The sequence below is a fragment of the Anaerobutyricum soehngenii genome, assembly GCF_009697165.1.
In the GTDB taxonomy this organism is placed as follows: domain Bacteria; phylum Bacillota; class Clostridia; order Lachnospirales; family Lachnospiraceae; genus Anaerobutyricum; species Anaerobutyricum soehngenii.
In genome coordinates this window covers 111,195-129,307 of record NZ_VULP01000002.1, presented here as the reverse complement: position 1 = coordinate 129,307, position 18,113 = coordinate 111,195, and the positions used below count along the sequence as shown (strand labels likewise).

16 protein-coding genes are annotated in these 18,113 nt (G+C 37.7%); 1 reads left to right on the top strand and 15 read right to left on the bottom strand.

Features of this window, described 5'->3' with window-relative positions; all coding sequences use genetic code 11:
• Window positions 1-2: 2 nt before the first annotated feature.
• The 11 genes from FYJ25_RS02035 to thyA form a co-directional block, all read right to left on the bottom strand.
• The gene (locus tag FYJ25_RS02035; protein ID WP_154580399.1) at window positions 3-2,297 is read right to left on the bottom strand and encodes a xanthine dehydrogenase family protein molybdopterin-binding subunit; all 2,295 of its coding nucleotides are present in this window, start codon (window positions 2,295-2,297) and stop codon (window positions 3-5) included.
• Window positions 2,298-2,305: 8 nt separating this feature from the next.
• A complete protein-coding gene (locus FYJ25_RS02030; protein ID WP_096239502.1) occupies window positions 2,306-2,758 on the bottom strand; it encodes a (2Fe-2S)-binding protein in 453 nt (150 codons plus the stop codon).
• 4 nt (window positions 2,759-2,762) lie between these two features.
• Entirely contained in the window at window positions 2,763-3,548 is a 786-nt protein-coding gene (locus FYJ25_RS02025) for an FAD binding domain-containing protein (RefSeq protein WP_096239501.1), read from the bottom strand.
• Window positions 3,549-3,666: 118 nt separating this feature from the next.
• On the bottom strand, window positions 3,667-4,269 hold the full coding sequence (locus tag FYJ25_RS15105) for a stage II sporulation protein M (RefSeq protein WP_021907205.1): 603 nt from the start codon (window positions 4,267-4,269) through the stop codon (window positions 3,667-3,669).
• A 213-nt stretch (window positions 4,270-4,482) separates the two neighbouring features.
• Window positions 4,483-6,033: a ribonuclease Y gene (gene rny / locus FYJ25_RS02020; protein WP_021907206.1), complete on the bottom strand. Its 1,551-nt coding sequence runs from the start codon at window positions 6,031-6,033 to the stop codon at window positions 4,483-4,485.
• 268 nt (window positions 6,034-6,301) lie between these two features.
• Window positions 6,302-6,946: a regulatory protein RecX gene (locus FYJ25_RS02015; protein WP_154580398.1), complete on the bottom strand. Its 645-nt coding sequence runs from the start codon at window positions 6,944-6,946 to the stop codon at window positions 6,302-6,304.
• A 4-nt stretch (window positions 6,947-6,950) separates the two neighbouring features.
• Window positions 6,951-8,060 carry a recombinase RecA gene (gene recA / locus FYJ25_RS02010; protein WP_154580439.1) on the bottom strand — a complete coding sequence of 370 codons (1,110 nt, stop codon included), beginning with the start codon at window positions 8,058-8,060 and terminating at the stop codon, window positions 6,951-6,953.
• A gap of 165 nt (window positions 8,061-8,225) precedes the next feature.
• Window positions 8,226-8,720, bottom strand: coding sequence for a preQ(1) synthase (queF, locus tag FYJ25_RS02005; protein WP_154580397.1), 495 nt, complete (start codon window positions 8,718-8,720; stop codon window positions 8,226-8,228).
• Window positions 8,721-8,772: 52 nt separating this feature from the next.
• Window positions 8,773-9,117 carry a tautomerase family protein gene (locus FYJ25_RS02000; protein ID WP_021907210.1) on the bottom strand — a complete coding sequence of 115 codons (345 nt, stop codon included), beginning with the start codon at window positions 9,115-9,117 and terminating at the stop codon, window positions 8,773-8,775.
• A gap of 29 nt (window positions 9,118-9,146) precedes the next feature.
• The gene (locus FYJ25_RS01995) at window positions 9,147-9,650 is read right to left on the bottom strand and encodes a dihydrofolate reductase (RefSeq protein WP_021907211.1); all 504 of its coding nucleotides are present in this window, start codon (window positions 9,648-9,650) and stop codon (window positions 9,147-9,149) included.
• Between the two features lie 83 nt (window positions 9,651-9,733).
• On the bottom strand, window positions 9,734-10,564 hold the full coding sequence (thyA, locus tag FYJ25_RS01990; protein WP_021907212.1) for a thymidylate synthase: 831 nt from the start codon (window positions 10,562-10,564) through the stop codon (window positions 9,734-9,736).
• Between the two features lie 254 nt (window positions 10,565-10,818).
• Between thyA and FYJ25_RS01985 the strand changes: the two genes are divergently transcribed.
• Window positions 10,819-11,097: a hypothetical protein gene (locus FYJ25_RS01985; protein WP_123864837.1), complete on the top strand. Its 279-nt coding sequence runs from the start codon at window positions 10,819-10,821 to the stop codon at window positions 11,095-11,097.
• Window positions 11,098-11,161: 64 nt separating this feature from the next.
• Here FYJ25_RS01985 and hslO read toward each other — a convergent pair whose 3' ends face one another.
• The 4 genes from hslO to addA form a co-directional block, all read right to left on the bottom strand.
• The gene (gene hslO / locus FYJ25_RS01980) at window positions 11,162-12,040 is read right to left on the bottom strand and encodes an Hsp33 family molecular chaperone HslO (protein WP_096239497.1); all 879 of its coding nucleotides are present in this window, start codon (window positions 12,038-12,040) and stop codon (window positions 11,162-11,164) included.
• Window position 12,041: 1 nt separating this feature from the next.
• A complete protein-coding gene (locus tag FYJ25_RS01975) occupies window positions 12,042-12,797 on the bottom strand; it encodes a class I SAM-dependent DNA methyltransferase (RefSeq protein ID WP_096239496.1) in 756 nt (251 codons plus the stop codon).
• 117 nt (window positions 12,798-12,914) lie between these two features.
• Complete coding sequence (gene cls / locus FYJ25_RS01970; protein WP_096239495.1) at window positions 12,915-14,453, bottom strand: cardiolipin synthase; 1,539 nt, start codon at window positions 14,451-14,453, stop codon at window positions 12,915-12,917.
• Between the two features lie 83 nt (window positions 14,454-14,536).
• The gene (addA, locus tag FYJ25_RS01965; RefSeq protein WP_154580396.1) at window positions 14,537-18,112 is read right to left on the bottom strand and encodes a helicase-exonuclease AddAB subunit AddA; all 3,576 of its coding nucleotides are present in this window, start codon (window positions 18,110-18,112) and stop codon (window positions 14,537-14,539) included.
• Window position 18,113: the final 1 nt, after the last annotated feature.

Below are 18,113 nucleotides of genomic sequence, written 5' to 3'. Positions count from 1 at the left end.
CTCTATTCTTCTTCTCTTTCTAGAAGTCCCATCATAACCTGTTCCGCTGTAATTGGAAGGGTTCGGAAACGAAGTCCTGTCGCATTATATACTGCATCCGCAATTGCCGGTGCCGGTGTATTGATTACAATCTCTCCGATAGACTTTGCTCCATAAGGACCGGTTTGCTCATAACTGCTCTCAAATTCCACGCTGATACTGCCCATATCAAGTCGTGTAGGAATCTTATAGGACATAAAGTTTCGATTCTTCATCTTTCCTGCCTCTGTATACTGCACATCTTCATACAGAGTCATTCCCATTCCCTGCACAATACCACCTTCTGTCTGTATACGTGCAAGGTTCGTATTGATAACGGTTCCACAGTCTACGGTAGCTACGTAATTAATTGGAGTAATCTTTCCGGTTTCTAAGTCCACTTCAATCTCTGCGGCTCCTGCCATAAATGGTGGTGGTGAAACTGGTGAAGTATGAGACTCCGTCACTTCGATTATTCGTCCCTTCCCTGCTTCTAAACTTGTAATCAGATCAGATAATGTCATGCTGTGTTCTGGATTATCATTCTCGCTGATCGTCTCTCCATCAAAATCTACTTCGCCTGACTTTAGTCCCATAATTGCAGCTGCTTCCTCACAGATTCTCTTTCTCATGGATTCACATGCCTTTACAACTGCACCACCGGTAATATACGTTGTACTTGAAGCATAGGAACCACTATCATATGGCGACTGATCGGTATCTACTCCACGAACAATGATGTTATCCATATCACAGCCAAGACCATCCGCTGCCATCTGTGCAAGAATAGTATCACAACCGGTTCCCATATCAGAACATCCAATCATTAATGTGTAAAATCCATCATCATTTAACTTAAGCTGAACAGATCCTACATCCAGACCACCTATACCGGAACCCTGCATTGCCATAGCCATTCCTACAGAACGAACCGTATGCGGACCCGTTTTCACATAAGGATACTTTTCATCCCATCCAATCATTTCTTTTACTTTAGCGACACATTTATCAAGATTACAAGACTTTGTTACTTCTCCAAAATAATTCGTTAAAACGTCGCCTTCTTTTACCATATTCATTTCACGAATCTTAACCGGATCCATATTTAATTCATGTGCCAGTTCGTTCACAGCAGATTCTACTGCAAAAATCCCCTGCGTTGCCCCGTAACCACGATAAGCTCCGGCAGACACTACATTCGTATAAACAACCTCGGTCTTGAAGCGGAAAGCTTCCATATTGTATAAAGATAATGACTTCGTACCTGATAAATCTACGGTTGTCGGACCATGTTCTCCAAATGCACCGGTATTAGAGAGTGTAGATAAATCTATTCCCCGAATTCTTCCGTTTTTATCTGCTCCTAATCGTACATGTACCTGCATCTCATGTCTTGGTGAACCATGAATAAAACATTCTTCTCTTGTAAATACTATTTTAGCCGGCTTTCCAGTTTTATAAGTTACAAATGCCGGATAAATTTCTACTACCGCCGTCTGTTTTGCGCCAAATCCTCCACCAATTCGCGGTTTTACCACTCTGACCTTGGATTTCGGAATATTTAATCCTCTGGCAACGATTCTTCTTGCATGAAACGGAATCTGTGTAGAGGATATTACCTTGATTCTTCCGTAAATATCAATAGAAGTAAAGGCACAAAATACTTCCATCATCGCCTGGCTCACTGCCTTTGTATGATAGGTCCGATCAATAATATACTCACATTCTGAGAGTACTTTATCAATATCACCATTACCTCTGCACTGAGAAGCACAGATATTTCTCTTTACATCGTTTCCGATATTACTCTTGACTACATAATTATCTTCCGGATGAATAATGATTGGATTATCAATTGCCTTCGTAAAATCAAGAATTGGTTCTAATACTTTATATTTTACCTTAATTCTCTTCATAGCCTGATTTACGCAGTTCTCATCTTTTCCGGCAATAATCGCAACCGGATCACCGTTATATCGAATATGCTGATCAAGAATAAGTCTGTCATCCGGGCTTGGCTCAGGGAAAGTCTGTCCTGCCTGGGTATATCTTTTCTCTGGTACATCTTTATAAGTAAAAACCGCTTCGATTCCAGGAACTTTTAATGCTGCATCCACAGAAATATCTTCAATCCAGGCATGCGCATGAGGACTTCTTAATAACTTCACCACCAGACAATCCGCCGGGGCAATATCATCTGTATATACCGGGCGGCCGGAAAGAAGAGCCTGTGCATCTTTTTTTACGATTGCTTTATTTACAAATCTGGTATTTTCCATCTTTTGTATTATTCCTCCACTCCAAAATATTTTGCAAGGGCACGATACTGACCCTGATATCCCGTACATCTACATAAATTACCAGCTAAATATTCCTTTACCTGCTGCATTGTCGGATTCGGAATTTCTCGTTTTAAAGCCAGTACATTCATTATCATTCCCGGACTGCAGTAACCACATTGATCTGCTCCTTCCTTCGCAAGATAATCTGAAAATTCTGCTGCCTCTTCCTGTACACCTTCTAATGTTGTAATCTTATGTCCTGCTGCTCTCGCTGCCGGAATACTGCAGGAAAGAACCGGTTTTTCATCCATCCATACCGTACAAAGCCCACAGTTTCCTGTATCGCAGCCTCTTTTCATGCTCTTATAACCCTGTTCTCTTAAAAAGTCTAACAGCATCTGATCCGGGGTTGTCTCTGCCTGAATCTTCTTTTCATTTATAAATAACTCTATTATCATCTGTCTATTCCTCCGTAAGCCGGGAAATACAACGGCTAATCAATACTTTTGACAACTGCTTTCTATACTGTTTGCTTCCTCGGATATTGCTGCCATACTGAAGTTTATCGATTACTCTCTTGGCATATGATGCTACATCTTCTTTCGATAAAGAATCTGCCAGTTCCTCATCAATTACTACCTCTGCATGTTTTGGTCTTGCACCAAGGACTGTTTCAAAACGACCATCTACCATGGCCATCGCACAGGTCAGTGTTGGAAAATCGGTTTCTGTCATTCTAAAACTTTCATATGCAGTCTTTCTTCCGTCCTTTTTCACATAGATATGTGTCAAAATGTCGTTATCTAATGGCATATAAATAAATTCTCTTAATGAAACTTCTCCTTTTTTATAGAGGATAACCTGTGTATCACATGCTAAAAATGCAGTCAGAACATCTGAAAAGCCTAGTTTCGGAAAAATACTTCCACCTACTGTCGCACAATTTCTAAACTGCACCCCAACAATGTGACGAACTGCTTCTTTAAATAAATCCTGAAACTCTTTATTCAATCCCTCATGCATCTCAATGTCACGTAATGTTGCCATACATCCGATTCGAAATCCACTCTCGTCTTCTTCTATACAATCTAATCCAAGTGTAGATAAATCAATCGCATTTAAAATATTTCTGTTTCCCATCTTCAGCCACAGGTTTCCACCAATAATGACATTGTTTCTTCCTTTTTGGTTCAGTTCCCACGCCTGTTCGAGAGACTCTGCCATAATATAATTTCTTATTGTGTGCACTTTAACTCTCCTTTGTATTTTATTATCTGCCTACAAGAAAAATCCTAACTTACAGGATTCTACGTTAATTTATTATTATACATGAAAATCTTTATATTTTCCATGCCTCAGCAAAATCCTACGGAAAAATACTAAAAATCTTTTTTAATATCAGAGGACTTATGTATGCCTCTAGGTAACATCCTACAAAAAACAATCCTATTATAAGTAAAATTATGATAATCCTGTCTTTAAGTAAGGTTTGCGAATTCCCATGCCTTCCCCTTGAAATAGCCATATAAAAATTTCCAATGACCGCATTTCGGAACAAGTAAATATATATGATAATAAAAATCATACCATAAAAAACATATTGTGGAAATAAAAAGCAGACTCCTCCGATCATGCCTGTCCAACCATATTTTAATACCATAACAGAAAGCAATATTCCAATAAATATTGATGTTATATAATCCAGAAGACAAAAAACAATATATGGCGAAAACAAAAACAGACCAATAAAAAATAATATTAACTGTCTGAAACGTACAAAAAATACATACGAACAAAATGTAGATAAATCTATATTTTCTAACATCTTCATATACTCTGTAAAATCAAGAAAATCAGATAGTTTAAATATCTGCATTTTCATCGTAATATTAAAAAAAAGCGTTCCCGTTATCAATCCTGCTATATACAAAATCCCAAGAACTCTTTTGCCTTCAATCGTATAATACATAACATCCTCCCTGCAAACATATTTATTAAAATATATTCACAGAAAATAATCTTATGATTTAATTCATTAGAAGCGGAAATCCAGCCTTCTATCATCATGGTACCGGGAGGAATCCCATGTAAAAAGTATTATTAAAAAAAGCAAAATTCTTTCTCAAGAATTTTGCTTTTTTATTCTAATCTGTATCAGTCTTCTGCTTATAAGATAAATATCTTACTTTGCGTAATCAACTGCTCTCGATTCGCGGATCACATTGACTTTAATCTGTCCCGGATAACTCAATTCATTTTCAATCTGTTTTGAAATATCCCTTGCTAATAAAATCATGTCAGAATCACTTACCTGTTCAGGAACTACCATAATTCGAATTTCTCTACCGGCCTGAATGGCAAAAGTCTTATCAACTCCCTTGAAGGAGTTAGCTATATCTTCTAACTGTTTTAATCTTGTCGTATAAGTTTCCAATGTCTCCCGTCTGGCACCAGGTCTTGCAGCAGAAATCGTATCTGCTGCCTGTACGATACAGGCAATCAGGCTTGTTGGCTCAACATCACCATGGTGAGATTCCACTGCATTAATTACGACAGAGGATTCTTTGTATTTCTTACACAAATCCACACCTATTGAAATATGAGAACCTTCCATCTCCTGATCGACAGCCTTGCCGATATCATGGAGCAATCCGGCTCTTTTTGCCAAACGTACATCTTCGCCTATCTCTCCAGCTATTAAACCGGATAACTGGGCTACTTCGATGGAATGTTTCAATGCATTCTGTCCGTAGCTTGTTCGATATTTCATCTTACCAAGCAGACGAACCAATTCAGGACGAATTCCATGTACACCTACTTCTAAAACAGCGGCTTCTCCTTCTTCCCTCATTGTCTGCTCTACTTCATTCTGTGCCTTCTCCACCATCTCTTCGATCCTTGCCGGATGAATTCTTCCATCAACAATTAACTTCTCAAGAGCAATTCTTGCAACCTCTCTCCGAACCGGATCAAAGCTTGATAAAATAACTGCCTCCGGAGTATCATCAATAATCAGATCGACTCCTGTCAATGTTTCTAAAGTACGAATATTACGACCTTCACGACCGATAATTCGTCCCTTCATCTCATCATTCGGCAGCTGAACTAAAGAAATTGTTGTCTCGGCTACATGGTCTGCCGCACATTTCTGAATTGCTGTTACGACATATTCCTTTGCCTTTTTGGATGCTTCTTCTTTGGCCCTGGTCTTCATTTCTTTGACCATGACCGCCATTTCCCTTTTTACGTCATCTTCGACAGTTTTAAGCAGATAATCTTTTGCTTGTTCAGAGGTTAATCCTGAAATCCTTTCCAGTTCCTGCAGACGTTTTTCATGCAACTCTTCAACTTTTGCTTTCTGTTTTTCGAGAGCGCCTTCTTTATGAGCGAGAGACTGTTCTTTCTTCTCTAATACATCAGATTTACGATCAAGTGCTTCTTCCTTATTCAGGACACGTTTCTCATATCTCTGAAGCTCCATTCTTCGTTCTCTACTTTCCTTCTCAAAGTCATTCTTAGCTCTGAGCGCTTCTTCTTTCGCTTCTAATAATGCCTCTCTTTTCTTTGCTTCGGCATTCTTTAACGCATCATCAAGAATCTCTCTTGCCTTTTCCTCCGCACTTCCTACTTTCGCTTCTGAAACACTCTTACGATAAGCGATCGTTGCAAAAACAGAAATAACGGCAGTCAGAACAACTGCAATCAGAATAGCAATCACAGTAATTGGTGACATATCTACAGGAGCACCTCCTTATTTAGTTTTCATTGTACAAAAGTACAACACTTAGATTCTATACTTATATTGACAAAAAGTCAAGTATAATATGAATCTACTATAAAAACTGCACAGATTATTCCGTCATTTTATCCTATATAATATTACTTATGCCAAAATTTAAAAGATATTCAAATTTTTCTTTGTTAACGCTATCTGTATTTCTCTTTTTTTCCGAAATACAGACAAGTACGCAGTAAATCCGTCCCAAAAAAGTCTTTATTGCTCAATGAAAGAAGTTCTCTGTATCACTTTCTTCTTCTAATAATTCCTCGGCTTTTGTCATCGCTTCACGAATCAGCTCACTATTGTAGCCTTTTCGCGCAAAATGTGCATAAATCTTCTGTCTTGAAACATAATCAAGCTGCGGAAATCTTCTCATATACTTCTTTACCTGCATCAGTATATCTTCCATCTCCTGACCGCCTTCTTCTTCAAAGACAGTTTCTAACACCTGCGATGAAATTCCCTTCTTTTGAAGTTCCATCTTAATCTGTAAAAAACTTTTTCTTCCTTTTTTAAAATAAATATAGTCTCTTGCATACTGAACATCGTCCACATATCCGCAGGTTCTGACATAAGATATCGTCTCTTCAAGCGTTTTTGTATCTGTAAGTGACTGCTGAAGTTTATCTCTTAATTCCTTCTCTGTCTTATCTCTTTTCGCTAATATTGCAATGGCACGATGCTTTGCCCTTGGCAAAGCGTACTGAAGACGAATCCTTTCGAATTCGTCTTCTTCTAACATACTGCCTTCTAAAAGCTTTAACTTCTTTATCTCTCCCGGATAGAGATAGATTCCTTCTCTTATTCCCGGATCCACGTAAACCTTCTTCTTATCCGTTTCCCTCAGTGTAACTGTATAACTCATCTTCTTATTCTTCCGTTACGAGGTTGTCAAACTTATCTTTCGCTTCTTCCGTATCCGCAGTCTGCACAGCAGTTTCTACTACGGTATCGGCAGGAAGTCCGTAATATTCTCTTACCTGTACTTCTACTTCTGCCATGATCTCAGGATGTTCTCTTAAGAACGTTTTCGCATTCTCTCTTCCCTGACCGATCTTCTCTCCTTTATAAGCGTACCATGCTCCACTCTTCTGTACTGCATCTACTTTCACTGCAAGATCAATCAAATCTCCTTCTCTGGAAATTCCCTGACCAAACATAATATCAAATTCTGCTTCTTTAAATGGAGGCGCAACCTTATTCTTAACTACCTTCACTTTTGTATGGTTACCGATGATTTCTCCACCCTGCTTAATTGCCTCTACTCTTCGTACATCCATACGAACAGAAGCATAGAACTTAAGAGCACGTCCACCTGTTGTCACTTCCGGATTACCAAACATGATACCAACCTTCTCACGAAGCTGATTGATAAACACTACTGCACAGTTGGAACGATTAATCACTCCAGTAAGCTTTCTCATCGCTTTAGACATCAGTCGGGCATGAAGACCAACCTGCTGATCATCCATATCTCCCTCAATCTCTGCCTTAGGTACTAAAGCTGCCACTGAGTCAACAATAACAATATCAAGTGCACCGGAACGAATCATCGTCTCAGCAATCTCCAATGCCTGCTCTCCGTTATCCGGCTGAGATATGTAAAGATTGTCAATATCTACACCGATCTTCTTTGCATACTGTGGATCAAGCGCATGTTCTGCATCAATAAATCCTGCTATTCCATTCCTCTTCTGTGCCTCAGCAATCATATGAAGGGCAACGGTTGTCTTACCACTAGATTCCGGACCATAGATTTCAATGATTCTTCCACGCGGAACACCTCCGACTCCTAGTGCCACATCAAGACTGATTGAGCCTGTAGGAATCGCCTCGATATCTATATTCGCACTGGAATCCCCCAGCTTCATTATGGATCCCTTTCCATAATTTTTCTCTATTGCGGCTACCGCATTATTCAATGCGGCAAGTTTCCCTTCTCTGTCATCTCCAAGGTACTCCACTCTGCCTGCATTCATATTCTCTTTCTTACTTGCTGCCATGCTATTCTAATCCTTTCTAAATAATAAAATTAATAATAAAATTAATAAAATCTATAATACTGATAAAATATTCTTTCTCGTATCATTAGTATAGCACATTTGTTCTTCAAAAACAAGCGTTCGCAAAAATTTGTTCGTATTTTATCGATTATCTACCTTTTCCGGATAAAGATCATGATTTACAAGACGATCCACCGCCACTTTTTCCCACATTGTTCCCGGCTTTCCATAGTTAGTATACGGATCAATCGATATTCCTCCTCGCGGAGTAAACTTGCCCCACACTTCAATGTACTTTGGCTCCATAAGCTGAATCAGATCCTTCATAATGATATTTACACAATCCTCATGGAAATCCCCATGATTTCTAAAACTGAATAAATACAACTTTAAAGACTTGCTCTCTACCATCTTCACATCCGGGACATAGGAAATATAAATCGTCGCAAAATCCGGCTGTCCGGTCATTGGACAAAGACTTGTAAACTCCGGGCAGTTAAACTTTACAAAATAATCATGATCTTGATGTTTATTTATAAAAGTTTCCAGCATTTCCGGTGCATAATCCTGCGGATACTTTGTTTTCTGATTTCCAAGGAGAGTCACTCCCTGTAATTCTTCCTTTTCTCTGCTCATATATTTCTCCATTTTTACTTTTATTATTATTTGCTATTTATTTCATTCCAATTTACAAAAAACGTCCCTGCACTCCGAAATCATCACAGTACTGAAATGTAGTATATACATTTTCTTTTGGTACTTTCAAATCTTCTTCCATAATTGCAAAAATCGCTTCATTGAACTTTTCACAATCCGTTCTTGTCACTCCTGTTTTAAAAACAACATGAACATATGCTCCATATTCAAGGAATTCTCCTCCTTTGTAAATATGTTCATCAGAAGAAATAGACACCATAAGGCCTGCTGCCGTCTTTCCCGGTACTGTTGTGATTGCCTCCCCTAACTTCTCTGTAAGAATTCTTTCCTGTTTTCTTGATGCCTGCTTTGCTAACTTTACTTCAATATATGGCATAATATATCCCCCTTTTCTTTTACTTTCCCTTAATGTAGTTCCGGAACCGCATTCTTATAAGTAGTAAAATGATAGATCAGATCAAAACAATATCTCTCTTCACTTTTTTCTACTATACTCCAGTTTTCTTCTTTATCAAGATTCGGCATCCATGTATCTGCCTGATATTCATAATCAAGACGGGTAATATATGCCGTATCACAATAAGGAAGCAACATATGATAAATACTTTCTCCACCTGTTACAAAAATACTTTCTGTGTCATATTTGGAAAGTTCTTCCCACAATTCTTCTTCACTGTGAACAACAATTGCTCCTTTTCCATTATAATCTTTTTTATGTGTTAAAACAATATTAACTCTATTCGGAAGAGGTTTCCCTCCCGGAAAACTTTCTAAAGTCTTTCTTCCCATAACAATAACATTTCCTGTTGTCATTGCACTGAAGTTCTTCATATCTTCTGAAATACGTACTAAAAGTTCTCCATCTTTTCCAATAGCCCAGTTTTTATCTGCTGCTGCAATCAGTTTCATTTTTCTCCTCCTATCATACTCTACGCTTTCGGAATCTTTTCACAAAAGCAAATGCAGTGAAAACTCCGAAAGTACATCACTATTTATATTGCAATCGGAATATTCTTTATCTGTGGACCGGCCTGATAATCTTCAATCATAAAATCATCTACTGTAAATTTATAAAAATCCTTTACCTCTGGATTCAATGTAACTTTCGGTGCCGGATAAGTTGGCCTCTTTATCAGTTCCTTTATGATTGGGATATGACGATCATAAATATGCGCATCAGCTATCACATGGACAAGTTCTCCCGGCTCAAAACCACTTACCTGTGCAAACATCATAAGCAATGCTGCATACTGTACAACATTCCAGTTATTCGCTGCCAGAATATCTTGTGAACGCTGATTTAATATCGCGTTTAGACGATTGCCGGTTACGTTAAATGTCATGCTGTACGCACATGGATAAAGATTCATCTCGTGAAGATCTTCATGAACATAAATATTCGTCATAATCCTGCGGCTAAACGGATTCTCTTTTAAATCAAATAATACTCTGTCTACCTGATCCATCTCTCCTTCTTTATATTTATGCTTCTTGCCAAGCTGATAACCATATGCTTTTCCGATCGAACCGTCTTCATCGGCCCATTCATCCCAAATATGGCTATTTAAATCATGTACATTATTAGATTTTTTCTGCCATATCCATAAAATTTCGTCAATTGCCGAACGAATATATGTCTTTCTGAGGGTAATTGCCGGAAATTCTTTCGAAAGGTCATAACGATTTACCACACCAAACTTTTTAATGGTATATGCATACGTTCCATCCGGCCATTTTGGTCTTACCTTTTCCCCTTCTGTACTATAACCGTTTTCTATAATATCACTGCACATATCAATAAACAACTTATCTGCATAGCTCATATCGTAACTTCTCCTTTTTTAATCCTTATGTAATATACTCCTGGAATCTGTTTATGCTTTACTTTACTCCAAAAGTATATGTATTATCATTATTCGAAATCATATCGTATATTGTCAAACTGATTAGTAATTGATTTTCTTTTTAAAAAGTATTAGAATAAAATATAACAATCATACCAATACTTTCATTCGGAAGATTCTTCATGGGAATGCCTGAGGAATCAGAACCGACTGAATACAGAAAGGGCGTAATTATGAAAAAACATCGTATTATTTCAATTGCGTTATCCGTAATCGGTATCGCAGCAACAGTATCTCTGGCAGTATATCTTTTAAAAGACCGCATAAAAGGTTGTCCATTCTGCGGTAACAACTCTTCTGATGAACCCGAAGAAGATATCTTTGATTCCGATCTTGATGATTTAGAAGAGTTTGTTCCAGTAGAAAAAGAAGAAAAACCTTCTTCCCAGACAAAGATCCGTCGAGGATACATTCCATTAAAATTCCATTCCCATGAGGAAGAGGACGCTTAATTTTTAAGATCATTATTTTATCTATTGTACTTTATTTATAATGATTTTCCGGAGGCTGCAGGATTTATCTTGCAGCCTTTAACATTTCTTTTAATTCTTCTACACTGAAGGTATAGTGAGAATTACAGAAATGACAATTCACTTCAATCGGCTTTCCTTCTTCGATCATATCGGTGAGTTCCTTTTTTCCTACACTGACCACTGCCCTTGATACTCTTTCTTTTGAACAGTTACAATAAAACTCTGTAGGAATTTTATCTTCAATTGTCATATCCATTCCTTCAAACAACTCTGCCATCATATCTTCCGGTGTCTCCCCTTTGTCAAGATGTGAAGTTACAGAAGTAAAGTCTTTTAATCGTTCTTCTAACGCTGTGATAACTTCATCGCTGGCAAATGGCATCATCTGAATCATAAAACCTCCGGCCTGTCTTACCGTATTCTCCTTATTCATAAGAACCCCTAATGCTACTGATGTAGGAATCTGTTCAGAAGATGCAAAATAATAAGTCAGATCCTCTGCAATTTCTCCGGTAATCAGGTTTGTCTGTCCAGAATACGGTTCTTTTAAACCAAGATCTTTAATTACAGTAAGAACACCATTTCCGATTGCTCCACCTACATCAAGCTTTCCCTGGGCATTTGGAGGAAGCATAACATCTTTATTATAAACATATCCCTTTACCCTCGCCTTCGCATCAGATGTCACAACAAGCCCGCCCATAGGACCGTCTCCCTTAATCTGAACCGTAACAATATCGCTGTCATTCTTACACATACTTCCCATCATTGCTGTTCCTGTCATTAATCTTCCAAGCGCTGCTGTAGCAATCGGACTTGTGTTATGAATCTGTCTTGCTTTCTCTACTAATTCCTTTGTATTCGCAGCAAAAAAACGTACCTGTTTGTCAGCTGCCATACCTCTTATAATATAATCACTCATTCTAATTCCTCCTGTTTTTTCCATGTTCCTGCGCAACTACCACGATCCGGCCACTATCCGGCTGTGGAGCCTGCATCGTATATTCCTCATAGGCCTCTAAAAAAATCAGACCACTTTCTTCTAATAATTGTTTTATTTCATCAAGCGTATATCCCCTCTGGATATGCTCTTCCTGAAATTTTTGGTAAATGTTTCCTTCTTCCTGTACAAATACTTTAAGGTCAATATCATTCAAATGACTTTCCTCATCATATTCATTAAACCAGATGAAACTAACATCTTCCCTATCTTCTGCAATCACTGTCTCTCCGATCAGCTCGCGGTATTTATATTCTGTATTGAAATCAAAAATAAATAACCCTTCCGGATCAAGATAATTATTTACCAGCTGAAAAACTTTCCTTAATTCTTCCTTTTTTGTAATATAATTCACGCTGTCACAAACAGAAATTACTGCTTTTACCGTCCCATACAATTCAAACTCTCTCATATCCTGTAAAAGATAGAGGAAATCCTGTGAAGTCTTTTCTCTGGCAATCTGCAGCATCTCTACAGAATTATCTACTCCAATCATATCAAATCCCGCCTTGCCAAGCAAAGTCATCAGCTTTCCTGTTCCACATCCAAGTTCCAATACCAGACCTTCTGTTATCTTTCTGTCCTGCAAAAGATTTAAAATAAATTGTGCCCACTCTTCATAAGGCACATTATCCATGAGTTCATCATATACTCTGGCAAAATTTTCGTAACTTCCCATTTATTTTTCCTCGATTTCTTTTCCTATCGTTTCCGTCACATAGTTTCGTCTGTTTTTAATGATCGAATCTTTAATGTGCTCTCGGAATCTTTATGTGCTTGATTTTGTGAGTACATTTTATAATAACGGAGCAAAAATCCGCAAAATTCCCTGTAGCAATAAAAAAAACATATTTTTTTTGCACATTTCTTCTGTAATGTGGTTACAGTCTTCTAACGTATCTAATATGTCCTGCTTAATAGCCATGACTGTATCACAATCATATAAGAAAAGCCCATTTTCAAAATGTAGATATAAGCTGCGGTAATCAAGATTAATTGTTCCGACTGTTGCAATCTTATCATCACAGACAGCACACTTTGCATGAACAAATCCCGGTCTGTACTGAAAAATCTTTACGCCTCCTTCTACAAGCTGAGGATAATAAGACTGTGTTACAAGGAAGATCATCTTCTTATCAGGTATTCCCGGTGTAATAATCCTTACATCAACCCCACGCTTTGCTGCTAGGATCAAAGCCGTAACAACTTCATTGTCGATAATAAGATACGGTGTGAAAAAATAAATATATTTCTGTGCGCTGTTGATCAGATTAATGTATACACTCTCGCCTACAAATTCTGAATCGAGGGGATGATCCGAGTAGGGAAGAACAATTCCCCTTTCTTTTTCCGGCAATAACGCTACCTCTTCCAAAGAAAACTTCTCATAGTCAAGCTTTTCTTTTTCCGGTGCAAATGCATTCCACATCTGTAAAAACATCTGTATCATACTGTATACCGCTTTTCCCGTTATTCGCACTCCATTATCTTTCCAGTAACCAAATCTCTGCTTTTCATTAATATATTCATCTGCAAAATTAATCCCACCCGTAAATGCAGCATTTCCATCAATTACAAGAATTTTTCGATGATCTCTGTTGTTAAATACGGTAGAGAAAACAGGAATATATCTGTTAAAAACTACACACTTGATTCCTTTTTTGCGGAGAGAATCTGCATAATGTGATGGAAGATTAAAAATACATCCAACATCATCATACATAACCCTTACATCGACTCCTGCCTTTACTTTTTCCTCTAAAATATCAAGAATCGTGTTCCACATAATCCCTTCTTCTATAATAAAGTATTCCAGATAAATATACTTCTGGGCTTTCTTCAGTTCCTCAACCATAATACGAAAACATTCTTCTCCAGAAGGATAATAATCTACTTTTGAATCTTTATATGCTGGAAAGCCTGACTGATGTTCCAGATAATAAATCTGCGATGCTGTACTCCCGTCTGTAAGCTTCAATTCTTCTTCAATCTGTGGGTCAATTTTTAAATGCCTCTCGCTCTCTTCTATCATGGGTTCTAACTTTTTACGAAGATAAGATATTGGTTGTTTTCCACCTATTGTAAGATATAAAAGCCCGCCAAAGAGTGGAAATAACAATATGACAATAACCCACACCAGTTTCACTGACGGATTATCACTCCGGTTCATTATATATATAACGACTAAAATGCTAAGTATTTTAAATGCAGCTGTAATATACTGACTGTAAGATGTAAATTTAAGAAATAATCCAACAAACCATAAAACCTGCAAAAAAATAAGAAAAGTCACAATAACAATACGTTGTGATAGAAATTTCAAAAATTTACGCATTCTCTCCTCTTCTTTCCTCTAATTCACGTATTTCAAATAGAACGCACATGAGGATTGCATTCTCACTAAGACCAATTTATTAATTACTCGCCACTTATGGAAGTGAGAATTTTCTCGACTGAGATAAACTTTTTCAATGAAAAAGAATATAAATAAATCTCACTGACTCTTTTTTCTAAAATCTGCTCAAGGGCTGCTTTATAATATAACATCTGATTCCCGTATCGGTCAAGAAGCTGCTGCTCTTCCCCTTCTTTAATCTGGTCTGTCTTATAGTCAATTAAACACAGATGATTCCCCATATCTGCACAGGCATCTATCACACCCTGTACAACAACCGTATCCTCTGCTTCTGTGTCCTGATTGATCAGAGAAACCGGCAGCCCTACTGTAAATGGGAGTTCTTTTTTTACTTTACCTGCCTCATCCATTTTGCGTATTTTTTCGCCTTGTTCCGAAAATAAAAATGCTTCTATTCCCCGATACAGCCACTTAGCGGAAATCTGTTTTGATTCAGGATAATTCTGTTCTAAGTCAGTAATCCAATCAAAAAGCTGTTTTTTCGTCTGAATTTTAGCAAATGGAAGCATTTCCATTATTTTATGAACGATGGTTCCCTTCGCCGCTCCACCGACTTCTTCTCGTTCTTCTTTAAGAAACTGTGGGATGATCTTTTCTTCCTCGTCCGGCTCATACACAACACTCTCTTCATTTGGAAGCGTTATCTGCGAAAGGGATTTTAACTCTGAAACAGAATACTTTCTCTTCCACTTTGTTGCTTCCATATTTGGATATACATGAGAAAAAGCTTTCTTAATCAGAGAACTGTCCTGCCCTTCTACGTATTCCTCCATAAAATGCCGATAGGAAAATGCAACTTCTTCTCTTTCTCTGGCATCAAAAAATTCTTCTATATCAGACCAACTAAATAATCGTGCTTTCAGCCATATTTTATCTGTGTTTTGAAATTGTTCTGCCATAACCGGAAGAATCCAATCCATCATACTTCCTGCACGCCATTTTTGCGCCTGTATACTTGCCCGCATCCCAGCTTCTAACTCTTCTGATTTTATTAACCCTGTAAGAATCAGCTTTCTCTTTGCTCTGGTCATTGCAACATACAAAATTCTCATTTCTTCTTCAAGGGTATCTTTCCACACTTTTTCCTGAATGGCTTTTTTCATCAATGATGGATGATGAAACCGTAGTGTTGTATTCACACATTCCATTCCGATGCCAAGTTCCGGATGACAAAGAACTGCCTTATTTAAATCCATACGATTAAATTTTTTAGACAAGCCGCTTACAAACACTACTGGAAATTCTAACCCCTTGCTTTTATGAATCGTCATAATCTTTACGACATCTTCCTCTTCCATACTGGTTCCGGCTTCTCCCATTTCGATTTCATAGGATTTAAGCTGCTTCATATAGCGATTAAAATAAAACAGGCCTTTAAATACCGTTTTTTCATAATCTTCTGCTTTTTTTAGAAGCATTAAAAGATTTTCTTTTCTCTTTTCTCCATCCGGCATAAGCTGCACATCATAATAAAAACCTGTCCTCTCGTAAATATCCCACAACAATGTGCTAAGCGGCTGTTCCTTTTTTTGCTGTCTGAAATAGAGCAGATCCATAAGAAAATCCCGAATCTTTTTCTTTAATTCTTCTTCTGTTCCTTCCTGCATATAAAGACGCATAAAGTCATATAACGTATATTTCCCACGCACAGGTTCTTCAATGAGTACCCGGAGTTTCACCAGTTCTTCTTCTGTAAATTTTCCAATAGAAGATAACATGACTGATGCCATCGGAATATCCTGATATATATTATCTACAATAGAAAGATAATTCAACATGACTGTAATTTCTCTTGTCTGAAAATACCCTGTTTTATTATCACAGCTTACCGGGATTCCCTCTTGCTCTAAAAATTCAGCCATCGGTTCCATTCTTCCTGCCCCGGATCTTAACAAAATTACCATATCCCCATAGTGATAACCTTCTTCAATTAATTCTTTGATTCTTTTACAGATGACCGCACTTTCTGCCAAAATATCTTCCGGAACTTCTTTCAGTGCCGATGCACTGTCTTTTTGGAAAAATAAAATTTCCGAAGTTTCTTCATCCTGCATCATCGGACCACCATCTCCCGGACGAAGTGCTGTCTTTTCATTATAGTCAACCCCGCCAAACTCTTTTTCCATCAACTGCGAAAAAATATAGTTTGTGAATGTCAATACTCCCGGTGCACTTCGAAAATTATCCCGAAGTTCAATAGAAACTCCTGCATCAGCCTGCGATATATATTGGTCTTTTCTTCTTAAAAACAAATCTGGTCTTGCCTGTCTGAAACGGTAAATACTCTGTTTTACATCCCCTACAGTAAATAGTGAATTGTGTTTCTTATTCAACAGCATTTCTAGTATTGTTTCCTGTACAAGATTTGTATCCTGGTATTCATCCACAAAGATCATCTTATACTTTTTTGATAATTCCTTTGCCGTTTCTGAAGGCTGTGCCGCTCCCTGTTCATCATAAGATTCTACTAAAAGTTCTAATGCAAAATGTTCTAGATCATCAAAATCATAAACATTTTTTTCTTTTTTACACAAAAAATATATCTCTGCAAATCGCTTTGTAAGAGCCATATATTCTTCTAAAAGAAGATAGATTACTGCTGCTTCCCTCTGCAATTCTTCAGCCGGTGCCGTAAATACATTCTCTTTCTGACTATTGATCTGTTCTCTTACCTTCTGATGAAACTCTTTTACTTCTTCATATAATCCCCACTCTTTTTCTTTTTTAGCTGCTCTTGGAAAAGAAGAAATAGATTTTTGAGATAAGACTTTATAATAACTATTGTAATCTTTTGCTTGGGTCAGAGAATTTATATATTCTTTTATCTCCTGAAGAAGTCCTGTATATTTTTCAGGAGCATCTTCAGTGACACTCTCTAAGAGCTGATACAGTTCTTCCTGTATTTGTAAACTTTCCTTTTGTGCTTTGGAAAGAAGAAGAGTCACTGCGGTAGAAGTATCCCAGCCATCTTTTCCTGCAAGAATCGCTGCCTCTTTCCCTGTCTTTTCAAACCAGCCGTCTGCATTAGGAAAACTGCGTGAAAAATGATACAAATCTTCGATCATTTCTTCAAGAACGGTATCATTCTTTCCCGGCGCATATGCTTCAACAAATTGTAGAAAGCTTTCTCTTCCTGAGGCATATGCTTCCTCTAATACCTGTTCTACTGCCTGTTGACGAAGCAGAAATAATTCCCCTTCTTCACCAATTCGAAAGGAAGGATCTATCGCAAGCTCATTATAATGTGTCCGAATGAGATGATTACAAAAACTGTGTATTGTTGAAATATCCGCCTGCCGGATCTTTCTTATCTGTTTTCTAAGATAAAGATTATCCGGATCTTTTTCCAGGCGTTCTTCTAATTCGGTTCCGATACGTTCTTTCATTTCCGCCGCTGCTGCATTCGTAAATGTCATTACAAGAAAACGATCTGCTTCTATCGGATGTTCTTTATCCATGATTAATTCTGCCATACGACTTACAAGAACTCTTGTCTTTCCCGCTCCTGCTCCGGCAGATACCATGATATTTTTCCCTCTCAGAAATATTGCCTGTTCCTGTTCTTTTGTATAATTCATC

Bases quoted from the DNA above. Each gene is read 5' to 3' on its own strand.
- FYJ25_RS02035 (WP_154580399.1), bottom strand. From the start codon at position 2,297: ATGGAAAATACCAGATTTGTAAATAAAGCAATCGTAAAAAAAGATGCA.
- FYJ25_RS02030 (WP_096239502.1), bottom strand. From the start codon at position 2,758: ATGATAATAGAGTTATTTATAAATGAAAAGAAGATTCAGGCAGAGACA.
- FYJ25_RS15105 (WP_021907205.1), bottom strand. From the start codon at position 4,269: ATGTATTATACGATTGAAGGCAAAAGAGTTCTTGGGATTTTGTATATA.
- rny (WP_021907206.1), bottom strand. From the start codon at position 6,033: ATGTCACCAATTACTGTGATTGCTATTCTGATTGCAGTTGTTCTGACT.
- FYJ25_RS02015 (WP_154580398.1), bottom strand. From the start codon at position 6,946: ATGAGTTATACAGTTACACTGAGGGAAACGGATAAGAAGAAGGTTTAC.
- recA (WP_154580439.1), bottom strand. From the start codon at position 8,060: ATGAATGCAGGCAGAGTGGAGTACCTTGGAGATGACAGAGAAGGGAAA.
- queF (WP_154580397.1), bottom strand. From the start codon at position 8,720: ATGAGCAGAGAAAAGGAAGAATTACAGGGAGTGACTCTCCTTGGAAAT.
- FYJ25_RS02000 (WP_021907210.1), bottom strand. From the start codon at position 9,117: ATGCCATATATTGAAGTAAAGTTAGCAAAGCAGGCATCAAGAAAACAG.
- FYJ25_RS01995 (WP_021907211.1), bottom strand. From the start codon at position 9,650: ATGAAACTGATTGCAGCAGCAGATAAAAACTGGGCTATTGGAAAAGAT.
- thyA (WP_021907212.1), bottom strand. From the start codon at position 10,564: ATGAGCTATGCAGATAAGTTGTTTATTGATATGTGCAGTGATATTATA.
- FYJ25_RS01985 (WP_123864837.1), top strand. From the start codon at position 10,819: ATGAAAAAACATCGTATTATTTCAATTGCGTTATCCGTAATCGGTATC.
- hslO (WP_096239497.1), bottom strand. From the start codon at position 12,040: ATGAGTGATTATATTATAAGAGGTATGGCAGCTGACAAACAGGTACGT.
- FYJ25_RS01975 (WP_096239496.1), bottom strand. From the start codon at position 12,797: ATGGGAAGTTACGAAAATTTTGCCAGAGTATATGATGAACTCATGGAT.
- cls (WP_096239495.1), bottom strand. From the start codon at position 14,453: ATGCGTAAATTTTTGAAATTTCTATCACAACGTATTGTTATTGTGACT.
- addA (WP_154580396.1), bottom strand. From the start codon at position 18,112: ATGAATTATACAAAAGAACAGGAACAGGCAATATTTCTGAGAGGGAAA.